The 19,612-nt window shown below is 63.6% G+C and carries 17 protein-coding genes and 1 pseudogene; 12 read left to right on the top strand and 6 right to left on the bottom strand.

Annotated elements, in window-relative coordinates; translation table 11 throughout:
- Positions 1–45: 45 nt before the first annotated feature.
- Both FXN65_RS14230 and yghU read left to right on the top strand, forming a co-directional pair.
- Positions 46–1,644 carry a winged helix-turn-helix domain-containing tetratricopeptide repeat protein gene (locus tag FXN65_RS14230; RefSeq protein ID WP_151138818.1) on the top strand — a complete coding sequence of 533 codons (1,599 nt, stop codon included), beginning with the start codon at positions 46–48 and terminating at the stop codon, positions 1,642–1,644.
- Between the two features lie 262 nt (positions 1,645–1,906).
- On the top strand, positions 1,907–2,788 hold the full coding sequence (yghU, locus tag FXN65_RS14225) for a glutathione-dependent disulfide-bond oxidoreductase (RefSeq protein ID WP_151133807.1): 882 nt from the start codon (positions 1,907–1,909) through the stop codon (positions 2,786–2,788).
- Positions 2,789–2,876: 88 nt separating this feature from the next.
- Here yghU and FXN65_RS14220 read toward each other — a convergent pair whose 3' ends face one another.
- The 4 genes from FXN65_RS14220 to FXN65_RS14205 form a co-directional block, all read right to left on the bottom strand.
- Complete coding sequence (locus tag FXN65_RS14220; RefSeq protein WP_151133806.1) at positions 2,877–4,181, bottom strand: OprD family porin; 1,305 nt, start codon at positions 4,179–4,181, stop codon at positions 2,877–2,879.
- Positions 4,182–4,208: 27 nt separating this feature from the next.
- A complete protein-coding gene (locus tag FXN65_RS14215; protein WP_151133805.1) occupies positions 4,209–4,622 on the bottom strand; it encodes a DoxX family protein in 414 nt (137 codons plus the stop codon).
- A 106-nt stretch (positions 4,623–4,728) separates the two neighbouring features.
- Positions 4,729–5,646 (bottom strand): helix-turn-helix domain-containing protein, encoded by a 918-nt coding sequence (locus FXN65_RS14210; RefSeq protein WP_244620672.1) that lies wholly within the window; start codon positions 5,644–5,646, stop codon positions 4,729–4,731.
- A gap of 80 nt (positions 5,647–5,726) precedes the next feature.
- Positions 5,727–6,647, bottom strand: a complete 921-nt coding sequence (locus tag FXN65_RS14205; protein WP_151133804.1) for a LysR family transcriptional regulator — start codon at positions 6,645–6,647, stop codon at positions 5,727–5,729.
- A 101-nt stretch (positions 6,648–6,748) separates the two neighbouring features.
- On the opposite strand from FXN65_RS14205, the gene FXN65_RS14200 reads away from it, so the two are divergent.
- From FXN65_RS14200 to FXN65_RS14190, 3 genes and pseudogenes are all read left to right on the top strand, one after another.
- Entirely contained in the window at positions 6,749–7,114 is a 366-nt protein-coding gene (locus tag FXN65_RS14200) for a hypothetical protein (protein WP_212632313.1), read from the top strand.
- A gap of 214 nt (positions 7,115–7,328) precedes the next feature.
- Positions 7,329–7,490, top strand: a pseudogene (locus FXN65_RS14195) (alkene reductase); the annotation flags it as partial.
- A gap of 126 nt (positions 7,491–7,616) precedes the next feature.
- Positions 7,617–8,525, top strand: a complete 909-nt coding sequence (locus tag FXN65_RS14190; protein WP_151133803.1) for a LysR family transcriptional regulator — start codon at positions 7,617–7,619, stop codon at positions 8,523–8,525.
- A gap of 324 nt (positions 8,526–8,849) precedes the next feature.
- Here FXN65_RS14190 and FXN65_RS14180 read toward each other — a convergent pair whose 3' ends face one another.
- A complete protein-coding gene (locus FXN65_RS14180) occupies positions 8,850–9,503 on the bottom strand; it encodes a hydrolase (RefSeq protein ID WP_151133802.1) in 654 nt (217 codons plus the stop codon).
- Positions 9,504–9,753: 250 nt separating this feature from the next.
- On the opposite strand from FXN65_RS14180, the gene FXN65_RS14175 reads away from it, so the two are divergent.
- Both FXN65_RS14175 and FXN65_RS14170 read left to right on the top strand, forming a co-directional pair.
- Positions 9,754–10,704 carry a GlxA family transcriptional regulator gene (locus FXN65_RS14175; RefSeq protein ID WP_178119335.1) on the top strand — a complete coding sequence of 317 codons (951 nt, stop codon included), beginning with the start codon at positions 9,754–9,756 and terminating at the stop codon, positions 10,702–10,704.
- A gap of 177 nt (positions 10,705–10,881) precedes the next feature.
- Positions 10,882–12,249 (top strand): ATP-binding protein, encoded by a 1,368-nt coding sequence (locus tag FXN65_RS14170; RefSeq protein WP_151133801.1) that lies wholly within the window; start codon positions 10,882–10,884, stop codon positions 12,247–12,249.
- On the opposite strand, the gene FXN65_RS14165 is transcribed toward FXN65_RS14170, so the two are convergent.
- Complete coding sequence (locus FXN65_RS14165; protein WP_151133800.1) at positions 12,215–12,595, bottom strand: helix-turn-helix domain-containing protein; 381 nt, start codon at positions 12,593–12,595, stop codon at positions 12,215–12,217. The two genes, FXN65_RS14170 and FXN65_RS14165, sit on opposite strands and share 35 nt — an antisense overlap.
- A 193-nt stretch (positions 12,596–12,788) precedes the next feature.
- On the opposite strand from FXN65_RS14165, the gene FXN65_RS14160 reads away from it, so the two are divergent.
- The 5 genes from FXN65_RS14160 to FXN65_RS14140 all read left to right on the top strand — a co-directional run bounded on the left by FXN65_RS14160 (position 12,789) and on the right by FXN65_RS14140 (position 19,605).
- Complete coding sequence (locus FXN65_RS14160) at positions 12,789–13,361, top strand: antibiotic biosynthesis monooxygenase (RefSeq protein ID WP_178119439.1); 573 nt, start codon at positions 12,789–12,791, stop codon at positions 13,359–13,361.
- Complete coding sequence (locus FXN65_RS14155; protein WP_151133799.1) at positions 13,358–15,334, top strand: amidohydrolase; 1,977 nt, start codon at positions 13,358–13,360, stop codon at positions 15,332–15,334. Before FXN65_RS14160 ends, FXN65_RS14155 begins: the two co-directional genes overlap by 4 nt.
- 305 nt (positions 15,335–15,639) lie before the next feature.
- A complete protein-coding gene (locus tag FXN65_RS14150; RefSeq protein WP_151133798.1) occupies positions 15,640–16,860 on the top strand; it encodes an MFS transporter in 1,221 nt (406 codons plus the stop codon).
- A gap of 382 nt (positions 16,861–17,242) precedes the next feature.
- The gene (locus FXN65_RS14145; protein ID WP_151133797.1) at positions 17,243–18,862 is read left to right on the top strand and encodes an NAD(P)/FAD-dependent oxidoreductase; all 1,620 of its coding nucleotides are present in this window, start codon (positions 17,243–17,245) and stop codon (positions 18,860–18,862) included.
- Positions 18,863–18,873: 11 nt separating this feature from the next.
- Positions 18,874–19,605, top strand: a complete 732-nt coding sequence (locus FXN65_RS14140) for a TrmH family RNA methyltransferase (protein WP_151133796.1) — start codon at positions 18,874–18,876, stop codon at positions 19,603–19,605.
- The last annotated feature ends 7 nt before the right edge of the window (positions 19,606–19,612 follow it).

Raw genomic sequence — 19,612 nt, 5'->3', positions numbered from 1 at the left:
GCCTCGGACACGGAACCGAAGGCACTCATCCAGGGGAACCTGATTTTGCAATTCTTATTTGGAGACTACGTTCTCGATCAGGGGCGCCGGGAGTTGACCTTGCGCGGGCAAGTCGTGGCCGTCGGGCCACAGGTCTTCGATCTGTTATTGCATCTGGTCAGGAATCGCGATCGCGTCGTCAGCAAGGACGACCTGCTCCAGGCGGTGTGGAGCGGCCGGATCGTCTCGGAGTCGACGATCACCAGCCACATCAATGCGGTTCGCAAGGCTATCGGCGATACCGGTGAGGAGCAGCGCCTTGTTCGGACGGTTGCCCGCAAGGGTTACCGCTTCGTCGGCGAGATCAAGGCTGGTGATTCGGGGCAAGCTCGACAGCCCGAAGGGCCAGGCATCGACGGTCCCGTACCCGCCGAACCGAAGGAAACGCCACCGTCCGTGCTCGTCCTGCCGGACAAGCCATCCATTACCGTCCTGCCGTTCCAGAACCTGGCCGGGGACTCGGAGCAGGACTATTTCGCCGACGGCGTGGTGGAGGACATCATCGCCGCTCTGTCGCGCATCCGCTGGCTGTTCGTCATCGCGCGCAATTCGAGCTTCACCTACAAGGGGAGGGCGGTTGAGATCAAGGATGTCGGCCAGGAGCTCGGTGTGCGCTATGTGCTGGAAGGCAGCGTGCGCAAGTCCGGGAACAAGGTGCGCATCACCGGGCAACTCATCGACGCGACGATCGGGATGCATATCTGGGCGGAGCGATTCGAAGGAACGCTCGACAACCTCTTCGACCTGCAGGATCAGATCGCCGAAAGCGTCGTCGGTGCTATCGCGCCGCAGCTCGAGCGGGCGGAAATCGAGCGCGCCAAGCGCAAACCCACGGAAAGCCTGGACGCCTACGACTACTACCTGCGCGGAATGGCGAAACTGCACAACGGCACCCGGGAAGCCATCGAGGAAGCGCTACCGTTGTTCTACAAGGCTATCGAGCTCGATCCGGAGTTTGCCTCGGCCTACGGCATGGCCGCCTGGTGCCACTTCTGGCGCAAATTGAATGGCTGGATGAGCGACCGAACGCGAGAAATTGCCGAAGGTGCCCGGCTTGCGCGATTGGCGGTCGAGCTGGGCCGTGACGATGCGGTGGCGCTGACCCGTGGCGGGCACGCGCTGGCCCATCTCACCGGCGATCTCGATGGCGGTATCGCACTGATCGACAGGGCACGCCTGCTCAATCCCAACCTCGCTCCCGCCTGGTACCTGGGCGGTATCCTGCGGGCGCTTCGCGGAGAAACTGACGCCGCGATCGATAACCTGACCCATGCCACGCGCTTGAGTCCGCTGGATCCGGAGATGTTCAGGATGCAGGTGGGGATGGCCCTCGCGCACTTCTTCGCCGGGCGCTTCGATACCGCTACGGACTGGGCGGAGAGGGCGCTGGGAAACCTGCCCAGCTTGCTGGCTGCGGCCGCGCTGGTGGCCGCCAGTCATGCGCACAGTGGGCGAATGGACAAGGCGAAGCTGGCGATGCAGCGGTTGCAGGCGCTGGATCCGTCTTTGCGTATTTCGAAGCTGAGGGACTGGTTGCCGATTCAACGGGCAGAGGATCTTGCGCTGCTCGCCGATGGATTGCGCCTGGCCGGGTTACCCGAGTGACCGCGGCCGGCGATCAACCCAGGTGCCTGGTCGGGCTTCCGTTACGCGGTGGTGGAAGCCATTCAACTTGATTATCAATACGCTGGAAGGCATGGGCGGCGCTAGCAGCGGCCAGCGGCAGCTCCCCGTGAGGAAGCCTCGCCTGACATGCGAGGAAGGCTGGAGGCCCAGACTCCGCGAGACCATATTCATCCCGACTCGATCCGTGCACCGGCCGTGGCCAGACGCGTGATCGGTTTGAGCCAACCATGAGGTCCATCCCATGACCAAGACACCTTATGTCCCTCCCAGGGTGTGGCAGCACCTTGCCCCGTCCGGCGGCGAGTTCGCCAGCATCAACCGTCCCGTGGCCGGTCCAACCCATGAGAGGGAACTGCCGGTGGGCAAGCATCCATTGCAGCTCTATTCACTGGCTACGCCCAACGGGGTGAAGGTCACCATCCTGCTGGAAGAGTTGCTGGCACTGGGGCACGACGGCGCGGAATACGACGCGTGGCTGATCCGCATCACTGAAGGCGAACAGTTTTCCAGCGGCTTCGTCGAGATCAATCCCAATTCGAAGATTCCCGCGCTGGTGGACCACAGTTCGGGTTCGCCCATCCGTGTTTTCGAGTCAGGATCTATCCTGCTCTACCTGGCGGAAAAGTTTGGCCGGTTCCTGCCCACCGACCCGGCAGGTCGTACGGAAACCTTGAATTGGCTGTTCTGGCAAATGGGGGCGGCACCCTACCTGGGAGGGGGCTTTGGGCACTTCTACGCCTACGCCCCCGAGAAACTCGAGTATCCGATCAATCGCTTTGCCATGGAGGTGAAGCGGCAGCTGGATGTCCTGGACCGCCGGCTAGGCGGCCAGCGATACCTGGCAGGCGACACCTACACCATCGCCGATATGGCCGTGTGGCCCTGGTACGGTCAGCTGGTGCGGGGACACCTGTACTCGGCCGCCGAATTCCTCTCCGCTCATGAATACACGCACGTGGTTCGCTGGGCCGAGGAGATAGCCGAAAGGCCAGCGGTAATACGTGGCAGGCGCGTCAATCGCACCTGGGGGGACGAGACGGATCAGGTTCCCGAGCGTCATCGGTCCTCTGATCTGGATCCGGCCCGCGCGCCTGTTCCGGACTCGTCGAGCACGCGATCGTGACGTGACCCTGGCAACGTCATCGGTCATTTCCCCCAGGCAGAAGGAGAACGGAAGTCTCAATCCAGTCCAGGGAGGGGTAACGTCTTCGCTACAGCCCGCCCTTGAGCGGATATTCAAGGATCAGGTAGAGGCGGTCGATGTCATCGCCTGCCTGAGCCGAGTTACCCCGGTGGCTGACATGGGAGAGGTTGATCGAGAGATCCTTGGCGGCACCTGACATCACTCGATAGCGCAGGTCGATGTCCCGCTCCCAATGCTTGCCGTCTCGGCCCTGCAGCGGTACGAAACTGCCGGTGGCCGGATCGAAGGGGTTGTATGCCCCGCCGGGCGGGGCCTTGGTGCCGTCGATGTCGCGACCGCGGACGTAGCGAGCCATGAAGGTCAGGCCAGGAATCCCCAGCAGGGCCAGGTCGAGATCGTAGCGGGCCTGCCAGGAGCGCTCCTCGGGGCCGTTGAAGTCGGCGTACTTGATGGAGTTGGCCAGGTAGATGGAGTCGCCGCCAACGAAATCGAAGGGCGTGTCCCCCACGATGCGTTGATAGGCGAGGGTGAAGGCCTGTGCGCCGGCCAGGTACTTGGCCGACAAGCTGTAGGCCTGGGTGTCGATGGCGCCGGCGTTCGCGGCACCCTGGTCGAGGGTCCGGTAGAGGTTGGCGTCGAGCAGCACGGGATCCTGCTGCAGGCGCAGGTTGAGGTAACCCTGGCGCCAGGTGTCGTCCAGTTGCGCCCCATAGAGGGCGCCGCTGAAAGGGCCCGGCGGTGTGTAGTCCACGCCCGCCAGGCCAATGGCACGGCCTCTTGTGGTCGCGCCATAGCCGCTGAAGTCGTCATGGCCCGAACTGGAGTCCTGGTTCTTGAAGGCGGTGAAGCGGCCGGCCTGGATGCGCAGGTCCTCCACTTCGAGGCTGTCGAGCAGGAAACCTGTGGCGTACTCAGGCTGCAGGCGCTTGTCTCCGGTATCGAATACCGGCGTTTCGACGGTCATTTCGCCGTACTTCAACTGGCTTCGCCCCACCCGCAGCTTCAGGCTGGCACCAGCGCTCGAGTAATCATCGGCGCTGCGACCGTCGTCGTCGCGGGGCAACAGTCCGGTGCCTGCATGACCGCGACCGCCGTCGAGCTTCACCCCGAGAAACCCGTGGCCATCGACACCCAACCCGACGGCGCCCGGCGTGAAGCCGGAGCGTACTTCGCCAATCAAGCCCTGTGCCCATTCCTGGCGGTAGTTTTGGCCGCTGGGCGAATCGCTGCGGAAGTTGTTATGCAGGAAGTAATTGCGGGTGAGCAGCGACCAGCCTGGCGTTTCCAGCGCATCGGGTACTGGTTCCGCGTGGGCATCGAGTATCCCGATCAGGGGGGCAAACAAGACAAGGCATTTCCGCGGCGTGGGCATGAAGCGGCTCCAGAACAGGCTGGGCAGTCAGGATATCCACGCAGCCGATGGCCTGCGCTCCAACAACCTGCCGCAGACGGACAAGCGGCCCGGTCCGGCGATGAGCACGGTGACGAAGATGATCAGCAGCAACCAGGCGAACTGTCCTTCGGCCAGGCTCCATTCCGGATGCACGATGAACAACGAAACCAGCAGCACTGCCAGGATCGGGAGGCAAGCCAGCCGCGTCAGCAGACCGAGGATGATCAATAGCGGGCACCATACTTCCGCAAGGATCGCCAGGCTCAGCGTGGGCCAGGCACCGAGGTGGAGCGGGTCCTCGATGACGGTCAGCTCGTGGCTGAAATTCAGCAACTTGGGCAAGCCATGGACGCCGAGCAGGAGCAGGCAGCCGGATACACGCAGGAACAGCAGGGCCCAGTCGATTGAAGAGCGATGCATGGCGTCATCTTCCAGGATGGATTGAAACCCTGACGATGAGCGAAGCACCCCTTCGCGTCTTGTATCGATGTGCTGGATTGGAATCGCCGTTCGAGCGATGGCCCCGTCAGTCCGGATTGCCCGGCCGATGAAAACGTCGCCATCTGGACGGGGAGGTGCCTGTGAGCCTGAGGAAGATCCTGGAGAAGTGGGACTGGTCCGCAAAACCGCAGTCCAGGCCGATCTGTGACAGGTTGAGCCGGGAGTGCAGCATCAGTTGCTTGGCTTTATCCACGCGCATCTTCAGCAACCATTCATGGGGAGCCATGCCGGTGCTTCGCTTGAAAGCGCGCGTGAAATAGCTACGGGAGAGCGAGCACTCCTGTGCCAGTTCAGTCACTGAAATGCCGTCTGCCAGGTGATGGGCAATCAGCTCCTCGGCTCGTCTCATCTGCCACGCCGACAGCCCCTTCACCGGTTCCTGCCAGTGGGTGACGTTCCCGTAATGCGAGCTGATGTGGGTGCACAGCGCGAGCATCACCTGGTCGACGTACAGCTGGTTCACTTTGCTGGGCATCTTCAGGGCGGGCAGCAATGACTGGGTAAGGTGATAGATGACCGGATCAAGGGTCCCGGGCGGGCAATTCAAGGCAATGCGTCTGCTGACACCTTCCTCGTACAGCATGTCTTCGAGCGGCGTGCGCGGAAGGTTGATGCGCAGGTTGTCATAGGCGGCCAAGTGCTGACATCTCACCTCGTCCCCAAGGTAGGCGATGGAGGTGCTCTCCCTGACATGGCCGCCCTTGTAGGCCAGTTGCCCGCCACGCCACAAACGGTGGGAGGCGAAATCTTCGAGCTGGACGATGACCGAGAAGCTATCGCTGCAGGGGATGTCCAGGACTTTGTTCGGGTCCGGGTTGCTGTCGCGGTTACGCAGGATCGAGTACTGACCGGCGACGAGTGGGGAGCTGGCCGGGCCAACTCCTTTGGCGTGGGCCGGTGGGACGTCGCTGGACTTGTGCATCGATGCGATTTCTTCAAGCACTTTTGCACCTCTGGGGCAGGTATTTCGCTGGGGTCGGCTGGTTTGCCGAGGGCACTCCAGCGACCGGTCTGACGGGTGTTTCAGGGGGAAGAGTGGTCCCAGTAAGGAGGATCGCCGAAGCGCTCCACAAAGAAGTCGATGAACGCGCGGACCTTCTTCGAGTTGCGCCGATTCGGCAGATACAGGGCGTGCACGCCGCCGTCCTCGTTGTCGAGCCCGGCCTTCCATTGCGGAAGAACCACCTGCAGCCTGCCGGCCTCGATGTCCTCTCCCAGGAGCCAACTGGCCATCAGGATCAGGCCCATGCCGTTGAGTGCAGCTTCGCGCAGTACCTGCGAATTATTGGCGCGTATGGGGCCGCTCACGTGCACGCATTCTTCGCTGGGCCCGCTGAAGTGCCACAGCCGGCTGCCACGCGCGTAGGCGAAGGTCAGGCAGGCATGGTGCGCGAGGTCGGCGGGGGAGCCGGGGACGCCGTGGCGGCGCAGGTAGTCCGGGCTGGCGCAGAGCAAGCGTCGATGTGGCGCCATGCGCCGGGCCACGACATGGGGTGAATCCACGCCACCCAGGCGAATGGCGAGATCGAGCCGCTGTTCCACCAGGTCAGCTACATCGTCCGACAGCACCAGATCCAGGGTGATGCCGGGGTAGCGCTCATGGAAAGCCTGCAGGCCAGGGGCGATGTGCAACTGCCCGAAGGCAACCGGCAGGCTGACGCGGAGCTGCCCGCGAGGCGGTCCTTCCGCTTCGCTGACTTCCAGGTTGGCGCTTTCCAGGTCGGCCAGCAGGCGCACTGCGTGCTCGTAGTAGCTTTCCCCTGCGCCTGTAAGCGTTACCCGCCGGGTCGAGCGATTGAGCAGCCGCGTGCCCAGATGGTGTTCCAGGGCATCCACCTGCCGGGTGACCGAGGAGGTCGCCACTCCCATCTGCCGACCGGCCGACGCGAAGCCACCGGCCTCTACGGTAGCGACGAACGCCTTGAGTGCAGCAAAACTGTCCATGTATCCACCTTTGCGTCATCCGCAACGAAGTTGCCCGATTCTGCTGGATTATCAAACAACGGAGTCAAGCATAAATTGCCTCCCCACTGGAGGACGAAACCATGCCGGACCTGAACATCCCACTGCAATCCGCGCGTCGCGCGCTGATCATAGGCGGTTCCCTGGGCGGCCTGTTCGCCGGCAACCTGCTGCGCCGCATCGGTTGGAACGTCGGCATCTTCGAACGTTCGGTCCACGACCTGGACCGCCGGGGTGGTGGCATCGTGCTGCAACCTGAAGTGGTTACCGTGATCCGCCGCCATTCCGTGCGGTGGTGCAGGTCACGCGGGCGCCTTTCGTCCAGGCCATTCGCGATCTCGCCATGGCGCGGATGGTGGATCGACGCGTTCTTCTACCCGGCGATGCCGCCGCCATTCCCCGTCCACACACGGCCGCCAGCACATCAAAGGCGGCGAGCAACGCGCTGACGCTGGTGAGGGCGCTCGGGCGATTTCCGAACGCCCCGGACAAGTCCCTGGTGCGCCGGGAGCTGCCACAGGTCGCGCTCGCCCGAAGCCTCTACGACCACGGCCGCGAGATTGGCGACCACCTCCTGTTCCACCGCCTGCCAGCTCAATTTGCGAGCTGATTTCCTACCTGAAGCCGAGCATCCCAAATGACCCAGAAGCTATTCCAGCCGACGCCAGTGGCCGGGCAGACCTGATCGCCTTCGGGCGGCCCTTCATCTCCAACCCGGATCTGCCGCGTCTCCTGCGCGAAGGCCTGCCACTCAACGCGCCCGATCCGGCGAGTTTCTTCGGTGGCGACCATCGTGGTTACACTGATTACCCGCTGCACGGCTGAGCCAACGTCAAATCCATCTCACTGCAGGTGGTCGTTGTTGCCTTGTGCTGCGGCCGAGCACACCGGTACTGGAAATGCGCCCGCATGTGTGTTCGATTGACGCGTCAGTCTTGGGAACGATGGACCATGAACCGAAACGACCTGCGCCGCCTGGACATGAATCTGCTGGTGATCTTCGAGTCTCTGATGATCGAACGGAACCTGACCCGCGTCGGCGAAAAACTCTTCATAACCCAGTCCACCGTCAGCGCCGCCCTGGGCCGCCTGCGCGACCTGTTCGACGACCCGCTGCTGGTGCGCAGTGGCCGTGGCATGGAGCCCACATCACGGGCGCTGCACATATTCGAAGAGCTATGCCCGGCGATGGATGTGATTTCCGCCGCAGTGAGCCGGGCCAGAACCTTCGACCCGGCCAACAGCAGCAACACCTTTCGCCTTGGCCTGTCCGACGACGCCGAGTTCGGTCTGTTTCCGGCGCTGCTCGCCAGGTTGCAGGAAGAGGCGCCGAACATCGTCGTCGTGGTGCGCCGCGCCAACTACCTGCTGATGCCGTCCCTGCTGTCCTCGGGTGAAATCACGGTCGGCGTGAGTTACACCACCGACCTGCCGGCCAACGCCAAGCGCCGCAAACTGCGCGATATCGGTGTAAAGGTATTGCGCGCCGACAGCCGTCCCGGTCCGCTCACACTGGAGGAGTACTGCGCGCGGCCCCATGTGATGGTGTCGTTCTCCGGGGACCTGAACGGGGCAATAGACCTTGACCTGGAGCGCATCGGCCGCAGTCGCCGCGTGGTGCTCGCGGTGCCCCAGTTCGGCAGCCTGCGCGCATTGCTGCGCAATACCGAGATGATCGCCACCGTGCCTGATTACGCTGCCTGCACCTTGGTGGAAGACAGCTGCCTGCGTGCCGAGGATGCCCCGCTGGAAATCAGGCCGGCGGAGCTGTCGATGGCCTGGAGTTCAGCCCATGACAACGACCCGGCCGAGCGCTGGTTGCGCGAGCGCATGATCCAGTTCATGCAGGTGCCGGCATAGCACGGGCGTCCAAGTCTCAGGCGCCGGGCTGTTTCCGCCTGGGCAAGGGCGTCGGTCACCGCCCGCACCCGGGCTGGGTGGCGCGCATCCTCATGGGGTACCAGCCGGATGTCGTAGGGCAGGGGAGCGCGCTGGGGCCAGAGGCGCGCTAGCCCGTCGCGCCGGCTCATTCGCGGTCGCTGGCGCTGCCATCGGGTTGGCCCTGCTGACGAATCTGGCGCTGTTGTGGAAGGCCTCGTCGGAACGGGGGGGATGAAGAGAAAGCGCGGGCGTGCAGGAAAGCATTCTGATGAAGGGAGCGGCAGAGCCGCTCCCCGCTCGGGCTCAGTGGCCTTCGCTGGCATTGAACATCGTCTTGGCGTAGATCAGGCCCAGGCCGTAGGCGCCGCCATGCTCAATGGAGGTCTTCACGGTCTGGTCGTAGGTCTCGCCACGGGCCCAGTCGCGTTGCAGTTCAAGCAGGTATTGCAGCGAGGTCATGGGGCGCGCGCCAAGCTGGATCATGCGCTGCAGCGCCATCTCGTGGGCTTCGGTGGAAACGTCGCCACAAGCGTCGGCGATCACGTAGACCTCGAAGCCCTGGTCCAGCGCGGACAGCGCCGGGCCGACGATGCACACCGAGGTCCACAGGCCGGCCAGGACAATCTTCTGCTTGCCGAACCTGTTCACTTCAACGGCGATGCGCGGGTCTTCCCAGGTATTCATGCTGGTACGGTCGATGACTTTGTGATCCGGGAATACCGACTTGATTTCATCGAAGATCGGGCCCGAAAAACTCTTCTCGGCTACCGTCGTGAGGATGGTGGAAACACCGAATTCCTTGGCCGACTTGGAAACCAGCGCGGCGTTGTTGCGCAGGGTCACCGCGTCGATCGACTTGGTAGCGAATGACATCTGCGACTGGTGGTCGATCATGATCAGGGTGTGGTCGGTGGGAGTCAGCAGGGTCTTGCCGGGAACGGCGGAAGCGGTGGCCATGGGCGTATCTCCTTGGGTGGTGTGCGCAGTTCCAGAGCGAGGAATCGCCGGCCTGGGGCCGACGGGACGCTGAAACTATGGATTCCGGCGGCAAGGCATTTCTTGGACCGATGTGCTCGGCACGCTGTGCAGACAAGGGTGCAAACGTTCTATTCGCTGTCGGATGGGTTAGGTAGATTGGCTTCCCAAGACGCGGGCGGCGCAATTCTGCCAAAGGCCCGGAGTGTGTGACTGCAGGAAAGGTGGTTCGATGAAGACGGTGGTAATGGTGCTCTATGGCGATGTACTGGCGCTTGATGTTTCGGGGCCGTTGGAGGTGTTCTCAATGGCCAACCGCTTTTTGCCGCCAGAGTGCCATTACCGGCTGCTGACCGCCGCGGTGGATGGCGGCAGCGTGCGGGCCTCCAGCGGGCTGAATCTCCTGGCGGATCTGCGCCTGGAAGAACTTCCGGCCAGCGTCGATCTGCTGTTGGTGCCGGGCGGGCCGGGTGCGTACAACGCCCCATGCGCGGTGCTCACCGCCTGGTTGCCCGACGCAGCGCGCAGTGCACGGCGTTACGGAGGGATTTGCACGGGTACCTTCCTGCTCGGTGAGGCGGGGCTGCTCGACGGGCATCGCTGCACTACCCACTGGAATTATCTGGCGCGGTTGGCTGCGCGATTTCCGGACACTCGGGTCGAGGCTGAGCAGATCTATGTCGTCGACCGCAACCTGATCACTTCGGGTGGCGTCACGGCCGGCATCGACATGGCACTGGCCGTGGTGGCCGAGGACCACGGCAAGGAGGTGGCACTGGAAGTGGCCAAGGTGCTGCTGGTCGTGATGAAGCGCCAGGGTGGCCAGAACCCCTATGGACCGCTGTTGGCGGCTGTTGTGCGTGACGGCTCGGCTATCGCCCAGGCCCAGGCCTACGTGGTGGACCATATCGACGAGCCGCTGTCGGTCAATCGGCTGGCCGAACTGGTGGCGATGAGTCCGCGCAACTTCGCACGGGCGTTCCAGCGCGAAGTGAAGCTCACACCCATGCAGTACGTTCAGAACGCGCGCATCGACCATGCCCGCAAGTTGCTTGAGAGTAGTGATTTGCCTCTGAAGGTGGTGGCCTTTCGCAGCGGCTTCGGCAGTGCCCGGCAAATGCGCACGGTATTCGGCGAGCGTATCGGCATGACCCCGAGCCAGTACCGCCAGCACTTCAATTGAGCTTGACCGTTTCGCGCATCCAGATTGGCCGAATCCTTCCCCCTGGCTGAATTGCGCTGTCATCCGGGGGGCGCCAATATCTCTTCAACTTCGATGAAAAGCATCCGCCCGTAGGTTGCGGCGTCGCCTGAAGGCCACGGTTTAGAGCGATCCGCCGACAAGAGAGACGCATGGCAGATGAGTGTAAACATAGACTTCGGCACTGAGACCATCCTGCAGTTCGGGAGCTTCCGCTTCTACCCGTACAAGCGCCGGTTGTTGCAGGGCGACCGGCCTGTGCGCGTCGGAAGCCGCGCCCTGGACATCCTCCAGGTGTTGATCACGCGGCCCGGCGAGATCATCAGTAAAGACACCATCATCGCGCAGGTCTGGGGAGCAACCGTGGTTGAGGAGATCAATCTGCGGGTGCACATTGCTGCCTTGCGCCGGGCGCTGGGCGAGGGACGAACCGGCGAACGCTACATCACCAATGTGCCCTTGCGTGGATACGGATTCATCGGTGTGGTGGAGACCCTGGCAGCGTCGCCGGCGACGCAGCTGCGAGAGTCGCAGCTGAGCAATCTCCCAGTGTCGTTGATGGGGTTGGTTGGGCGCGACGACTTCATCCGGCACCTGATTGCGGAGCTGCCTCGCACCCGCCTGCTGACGCTGGTAGGGCCGGGCGGCATGGGCAAGACTTCACTGGCGATCCACGTCGCCGACAAGGTTCGGGCGCATTTCACCCTGACCTGTTTTCTCGACCTGTCGAAGGACCCTGACGGAGTGTCGCTGCACCATACCCTCGCGCGCATGCTCGGTGAGCCGACGGGGCAACCTGCGTTGCTGCTGCTCGACAATTGCGAACACCTGGCGAGAGTCTGCGCAGAAGCGGTGGAGCATCTGCTACGTCTGCATCCGGCACTGCACGTGCTGGCCACCAGCCGCGAACCGCTGCGCGCCGAAGGCGAGCACGTTCTGCGCCTGCCACCTCTGGACGTTCCAAAGACCACTGAGCTGTCGCTGGAACAGGCCATGGCTTGTTCAGCGGTGCAGTTGTTCATGCAGCGTGCCCGCGAAGTTTCGCAGCGCCTTCAACTGCGCCGAGCTCAAGTCCGGGCCATCATCGAAATCTGTCGGCGGCTGGACGGGATTCCACTGGCCATCGAGATAGCCGCCCGGCAGGTGGGCGTTCTCGGGCTCGTCGAACTGGCGGCGCTGCTCGACACCCAGTACCACCTGCAGATGCCGGGACGGCGTACCGCCCCGGCACGTCAGCAAAGCTTGCGTGCCACCTACGACTGGAGCTTTTGCCAATTGAGCACTAGCGAGCAGCTGTGCCTGCGCCTGCTGGCCCGTATGAGAGGCGCGTTCACGCTGGACGCAGCGGTGGACCTGCTGGATGACGCCCGTCTATGCCCCGAATGCATATTCGCCGCGGTGCACCAACTGGCGGACAAATCGCTCCTGATGGTGGAGCAGGGCGAGCGCGGTTTAGCTTACCGGGTACCCAACATCGCTCGCGCTTACATTCTCAGCCCGCCAGGCGCCGCCAGCCCAGCGGTGTGATGCCTTCCAGGCGGGTGAAGATCCGGCAGAAGTGAGCCTGGTCGCAGAACCCGCATTCCAGTCCGATTTCTGCCAGTGAAAGCCGCGCGTCGGTAAGCAGGTGCTTGGCCTTTTCGATTCGCTGCAGGCGCAGCCAGGCCTGCGGCGAATATCCGGTGCTGACCTTGAACTTGCGACTGAAGTCGCTGCGCGACAGGCCGCACCGGGCGGCCACGGTGGTCACATCGATACCGATATCCAGGTGCTCCATCAATAGTGTCTGGGCATGTTCACGTTGCCAGGATGCAAGGCTGCGCTGGACTGGCGTGGCAGTCGCTCTTGCGGTTGCGATAGTGGTCTGCAGCATTCTCGTCCTCTCCCTGCTCCGAATACCTGGAACCGATCTTTGGGGGAGGCGATGCGGACCGCCAGTTAATGGAGGTTAAACCTGGTTAACGCGAGTTCGCGAAGGCGGAGCCGTTGCAGCACATGCGTCCAATCCCGGAGCTACAGGGGAAGCCATAGTGGGCGACATCGACGGACGAACCTACGGGACGCATATGGGCACCGATGCCATTGACCTGAACAGCGTGGTGACTCTGGTTATCCAGCACAAGGTGCGCAGCGGCACGCTGGGACAATACGAAGGGTGGCTACGTAGGGCCGTCAAGGCAGCCCGGCACCAGCCGGGCCACCTCGGCGTGAACGTCATTCGTCCTGACGGCGGGGGAGATACCTTTACTACCGTGGTGCGTTTTGCCCAGGCCTCCCAGTTGCAAGCGTGGATCGACTCAGCCGAACGTGCGGCGCTGATCGCGGAAGTGCAGCCATTACTGGAGGAGGGTGACCACCCACTGGTCTACAACGACGCAGAGTTCTGGTTCACTCCGTTCAACAGTTACCAGCCACCACGCTGGAAACAGGCCTGCGTCACGTTCCTGGTCATCCTGCCGTTGGCGCTGCTGGTGCCGCTGCTCTGGCAGCCACTGTTCAAGCTGCAGCCCTGGCTCGGGGGTTATGTGGCGAGCAACGTGGTGATCACCGCCAGCATCGTGCTGCTGGTCGTCTATCTGTTCATGCCAGCGGCAACGCGCTTGTTCTCCGGCTGGCTGCGCGCTGGAGGAACACAATGAACGAAGACCCAACCAGCAACGGCCGCCGCCAGTTCCTCGCCGCCAGCACCGTGCTGGGCGCCGCTGGCGCACTCTGGTCCGCACTGCCTTTCGCCGGCGCCGCCGGCTCCGCCCATGCCACCTCAGGGGGTTCCATGTCCGCTGACCTGATCCTGTTCAACGGCCGCTTCCACACGGTCGACCGCGAGAAACCCACCGCCAGCGCCGTGGCCATCAAGGACGGCCGCTTCCTCGCCGTCGGCACCGACGCCGAAGCGATGGCCCTGCGCGGCGACGCCACCCAGGTCATCGACCTCAAGCAGCGCACCGTCATTCCCGGCCTCAACGACTCGCACCTGCACCTGATCCGCGGCGGCCTCAACTACAACCTCGAACTGCGCTGGGAAGGCGTGCCCTCCCTGGCCGACGCCCTGCGCATGCTCAAGGACCAGGCCGAGCGCACCCCCAGCCCGCAGTGGGTGCGGGTGGTCGGTGGCTGGAACGAATTCCAGTTCGCCGAGAAGCGCATGCCGACCCTGGAAGAGATCAACCGCGCGGCGCCGGATACGCCGGTGTTCATCCTCCACCTGTACGACCGCGCGCTGCTCAACCGTGCCGCGCTGAAGGCGGTGGGCTACACCAGGGACACCCCCAACCCGCCCGGCGGCGAAATCCAGCGCGACGGCAACGGCAACCCCACCGGCATGCTCATCGCCCGGCCCAACGCCACCATCCTCTACGCCACCCTGGCCAAGGGGCCGAAGCTGCCGCTGGAGTACCAGGTCAACTCCACCCGCCAGTTCATGCGCGAACTCAACCGCCTGGGCCTGACCAGCGCGATCGATGCCGGCGGCGGCTACCAGAACTACCCGGACGACTACCAGGTGATCCAGGAACTGGCCAACCAGGGTCAGCTGAGCGTGCGCATCGCCTACAACCTGTTCACCCAGAAGCCCAAGGCAGAACTCACCGACTTCAAGAACTGGAGCAAGGTGGTGAAACCGGGCGACGGCAGCGACTTCTTCCGCCACAACGGCGCCGGCGAGATGCTGGTGTTCTCCGCCGCCGACTTCGAGGACTTCCTCGAACCGCGTCCGGATCTCGCGCCGAGCATGGAGCAGGAGCTGGAACCGGTGGTCCGCCACCTGGTGGAACAGCGCTGGCCGTTCCGCCTGCACGCCACCTACGACGAATCCATCTCGCGCATGCTCGACGTGTTCGAGAAGGTCAACCGCGACATCCCGTTCAACGGCCTGCCCTGGTTCTTCGACCACGCCGAAACCATCTCGCCGAAGAACATCGAGCGGGTCCGCGCCCTCGGCGGCGGCATCGCCATCCAGGACCGCATGGCTTTCCAGGGCGAGTACTTCGTCGACCGCTACGGCGCCAAGGCCGCCGAGCAGACCCCGCCGATCCAGCGCATGCTCGCCGAAGGCGTGCCGGTGGGCGCCGGCACCGACGCTACCCGGGTGTCCAGCTACAACCCCTGGACCTCGCTCTACTGGCTGGTCAGCGGCAAGACCGTGGGCGGCCTGGAGCTGTATCCCCAGGGCCTGTCCCGCGCCACCGCCCTGGAGTTGTTCACCCATGGCAGCGCCTGGTTCTCCAGCGAGCAGGGCAAGAAGGGGCAGATCAAGGTGGGCCAACTGGCCGATGTGGCGGCCCTGTCGGCGGATTTCTTCAGCGTCGAGGAAGAAGCCATCAAGTGGATCGAGTCGGTGCTGACCATAGTCGACGGCAAGGTGGTCCATGCCGCCGCCGAGTTCGACAAGCTCGGCCCGCCGCAGGTGCCGGTGCTGCCCGAATGGTCGCCGGTGGCCAAGGTGCCCGGCCACTGGAAGCCCGCCGCGCCACTCGCCGCCCAGGTGCACCAGTGCGTCGGTGCCTGCGCCGTGCATGCCCACAGCCACGAGCGGGCGCGCCAGTCGAGTGTGCCGGTGAGTGATTACCAGGGCTTCTGGGGCGCGCTGGGCTGTTCCTGCTTCGCTTTCTGATGGGAACCATGCGTGGGGGCGAATTCATTCGCCAAGGGCAACACCGTTGCACCCTGCAGCCTCGAAGGGCAGCCCTTCGGCCTGCTCAGCGAATGAATTCGCTCCCACGGGAAAAGCGAACCGTGCCCGGCACATACCCCACAGCGTGCAGTCATTCCTTGCGGGTGCGATAGGGAATCGCAGCGTTGCGGACGGGGCGGCGTTGCGCAAATCGCATAGGTGTGTTGTGCCGTGGCCGGATTCTCCCCGGCCGGGGCAGGCCCTAGTCTGGCGCCAACTCTCAACCCACCCGACGAGGTACCGCCATGACCGTTGCCAACTCCGCAACTGCCGACACCGGAACGGCGTCAGCCGTCGCACCGTCCGCGTTGTCCAACTCCCTGGTGCTATTTCTGGCGTTCTGCTGCGGCGCAGTAGTCGCCAATCTCTATTACGCGCAGCCGATCGTGGAGCTGATTGCTCCTTCGATTGGCCTTTCTAAGGCTCACGCCAGCTTGATCGTCTCCCTGACCCAGTTCGGCTACGCCCTGGGGTTACTGTTCCTGGTACCCCTGGCAGACCTGTTGGAGAACCGGCGGCTGCTGGTGGGCTTTACCCTTGCCGCCGCCCTGTGTCTGGCTGCCGCTGGGCTTAGCCATACCCCTTCACTGTTCCTCATCTGCTCGCTGCTGATCGGCCTGACGTCGGTCGCGGTGCAAATACTCGTGCCACTGGCCGCGCACATGGCCCCGGAAGAGTCTCGCGGCCGCGTGGTGGGAAACATCATGAGCGGTCTGCTGCTCGGTATCCTGCTATCGCGTCCGCTGGCCAGCACACTGACCGAGGCCTTCGGGTGGCGTGGCGTGTTCTTCAGCGCGGCGGCCTTGATGGCGCTGATGGCGCTGGTGATGGGGCTGTTGCTGCCACACCGGCACCCCGCACATCGGGCTGGTTACGTGTCGCTGATCGCCTCGGTATTCGCCTTGGCCCGGCGCTACGCTGTGTTGCGCGAACGCGCACTCTACCAAGGCTTGCTGTTCGCCAGTTTCAGCAGCTTCTGGACCATCGCTCCCATCGAACTCGTGCGCCAGTTCGGCTTCAACCAGACCGAGGTTGCGATTTTCGCTCTGGTCGGTGCGGTTGGCGCCATCGCCGCGCCCATCGCTGGACGCCTGGCCGATGCTGGGCACGGCACCCGCAGCACGGCTGTCGCCTTGCTACTGGCACCACTGGCGTTACTGGCCGGCTCGCTGCCGGGTGCCGGCTGGCTCTGGATGATTGTCAGCGCCGTGTTGCTGGACTTCGCAGTGCAATTGAATATGGTGCTTGGCCAACGTGAGGTATACGCCCTCGACCCGCAAAGCCGGGCACGTCTGAACGCGGTCTACATGACCAGCATCTTCGTGGGCGGTGCGCTGGGCTCGCTGATTGCCAGCCCGATCTACGAGCACGTTGGCTGGGCTTCTTTCGCTTGCCTATCGGCATTGCCCCCGGTATTGGCCATGTTGCTGTTCGTCTTTCGATCCAGGTCTTCCACGGAGGGCTGAGGGCCGCTCAGCCAGCGGCACCGATGTGCAGGTTGGACTCGGTGCCTTGCCCCAGGCTCCTCGGCCTGGTGGCGATTCGTAAGCCTGTTCCTCGCAATGGACGAACTGCCAGCTGCGCCAGAACAACCAGGCCCGCAGCCAGTAGGGACCGCCCGAGAGCGGGATAGCCGCCGGGAAGTTCAGTACCCGGATCCTCAACAGATTGCGCACGGTTTCCAATGCAGGCCTGAGCCATTGGCCGCCATGGTGCCGGCCAGCGCAGCGCGATCCGGGGTGCCATCAGGCCAGACCTGACAGGGGCGGGCGGCGGCGGGTACAATCCGCGCCTTACTCCCTCCCCCTGTTGCTTCCTTTGCCGGATTCACCGGCCAGGATTACCGCCATGATTCGCATCACCGAACTGTCTCTGCCCCTCGATCATTCCGCAGATGAACTGCGCGGGGCCATCGTCAAACGCCTGAACATCAGCGACGCCGACCTGCTGAACTTCACCGTGTTCAAGCGCAGCTACGATGCCCGCAAGAAAAGCAGCGTCATCCTGTTCATCTACATCATCGATCTGGAGGTCCGCGACGAGGCGGCGGTTCTGGCGCGCTTTGCCGATGACCACAATATCCGTCCAGCCCCGGATACCCACTACTATCCGGTAGGCCAGGCACCGGCCAACCTGAGCGAGCGGCCTCTGGTGGTCGGTTTTGGTCCCTGCGGGTTGTTTGCGGCACTGCTGCTTGCGCAGATGGGGTTCAAACCCATCGTGCTGGAGCGCGGCAAGGATGTACGCCGCCGCACCAAGGACACCTGGGCGCTGTGGCGCAAGAAGGTCCTGACTCCGGAATCCAACGTGCAATTCGGCGAGGGCGGTGCCGGCCTGTTCTCGGACGGCAAGCTCTACAGCCAGATCAAGGACCCGAAGTTCTACGCCCGCAAGGTCATGCACGAGTTCGTCCGGGCTGGCGCGCCGGAAGAGATCATGTACGTGAGCAAGCCGCACATCGGCACATTCCGTCTCACCGGCGTGGTATCCGCCATGCGCGAGGAGATCATCGCCCTCGGCGGCGAAGTGCGATTTGAAACCAAGGTCACCGATCTGGTGATCAACGCTGGCCAGCTCGAGGGTGTGGTGCTGGCCAGCGGCGAAACGATCCGCAGTCGCCACGTTGTCCTGGCGCTGGGCCACAGTTCCCGCGACACCTTCCGCATGCTGCATCGCCAGGGCGTGTTCATCGAGGCCAAGCCCTTTGCCGTGGGTTTCCGCATCGAACACCCGCAAGGCATGATCGACCAGGCCCGCCTGGGCAAATACGCGGGCCATCCGGAGCTCGGCGCCGCCGACTACAAACTGGTGCACCACGCCAAGAATGGCCGCGCCGTCTACAGCTTCTGCATGTGCCCCGGCGGCACCGTGGTGGCGGCCACCTCCGAGCCGGAGCGCGTCGTTACCAACGGCATGAGCCAGTATTCGCGCAACGAACGCAATGCGAACGCCGGCATTGTCGTGGGTATCAGCCCGGAGCAGGATTTCCCAGGCGGCCCGCTGGCCGGTGTAGAGCTCCAGGAGCGTCTGGAATCCCGCGCCTATGAACTGGGCGGCAGCGACTACTGTGCGCCCGCGCAGTTGGTGGGTGACTTCATTCGTGGAGTGCCGTCGAGCGAATTTGGCGAGGTGGAACCCTCATACAAACCCGGCGTGCGCCTGGGTGATCTGGCGCCCTCGCTGCCGGAGTATGCGATCGAGGCCATCCGCGAGGCGCTGCCGGCATTCGGCAAGCAGATCCGCGGTTTTGATCGCGATGATGCGGTGCTCACCGGCATCGAAACCCGAACGTCCTCACCGGTCCGCATTACCCGCGACCACGAGACCTTGCAAAGTCTCAACCTGCGGGGCCTGTATCCGGCCGGTGAAGGCGCCGGTTATGCGGGCGGCATCCTGTCGGCGGGCGTGGACGGCATCAAGGTCGCTGAAGCGGTGGTCAAATCGATACTCTCCGAGCAGAGCCACTGAGCGACGCATCGATGAAATTCGACGACATCAAGAAGCTCCACCAGAAGAAATACCGGGCCGAGCTCGGTTATTTCCTGGTGGAAGGCGAACATCTGCTGCTGGAGTTACAGAAAGCGGCCTTGCAGAATCCGCTGCTGCAACGCAGCCAGCTGTATGTAAGCGGCGCCTACGAGCAGTGGCAAAGCCCGTTTGAAACCCATGTGATCAGCGACCGCCAGATGGCGCATATCGCTGATACCAAGACACCGCAGGGAATCATCGCCCTGGTGCCCATGTCGGCTATGGCCGCGCCGGTTTCTGCACCCACCGGGAACGAGCGCGCCATTTACCTGCATGAAATTCAGGACCCGGGCAATCTCGGCACCATCCTGCGTACCTTGGCGTGGTTCGGTAATTTTCGCTGCCTGCTCAGTCCCGGCAGCGTCGATCCGTACAACCCCAAAGTCGTGCGGTCCAGCATGGGTGCAATTTTTCATGCGCCCATGGAACTGGATGTGGAACTGGATTCCTTGCGCACGCGTTTCGAACGCATCGCCTGCCTGGATATGAATGGCGACCGCCTGCAATCCGCCAGCTTCAAGACGTTCGATTGTTACCTGTTCGGCAATGAAGCACGTGGCGTACCCCGCGAGCAGCTGGTCGCACTCAACGCCCAGCCGTTCACGATTCCCGGTTGTGGCGCCATCGAATCGCTGAACCTGGCCTCGACGGTCAACATGTGCGCGTACGAACTGAACAGGTAGTAGCGCT

Origin of the sequence: Pseudomonas lalkuanensis, from assembly GCF_008807375.1 — a bacterium.
Lineage (GTDB): Bacteria > Pseudomonadota > Gammaproteobacteria > Pseudomonadales > Pseudomonadaceae > Metapseudomonas > Metapseudomonas lalkuanensis.
The sequence above is the reverse complement of the archived record's forward strand: the minus strand, read 5'-3'. Positions and strand labels throughout refer to the sequence as shown.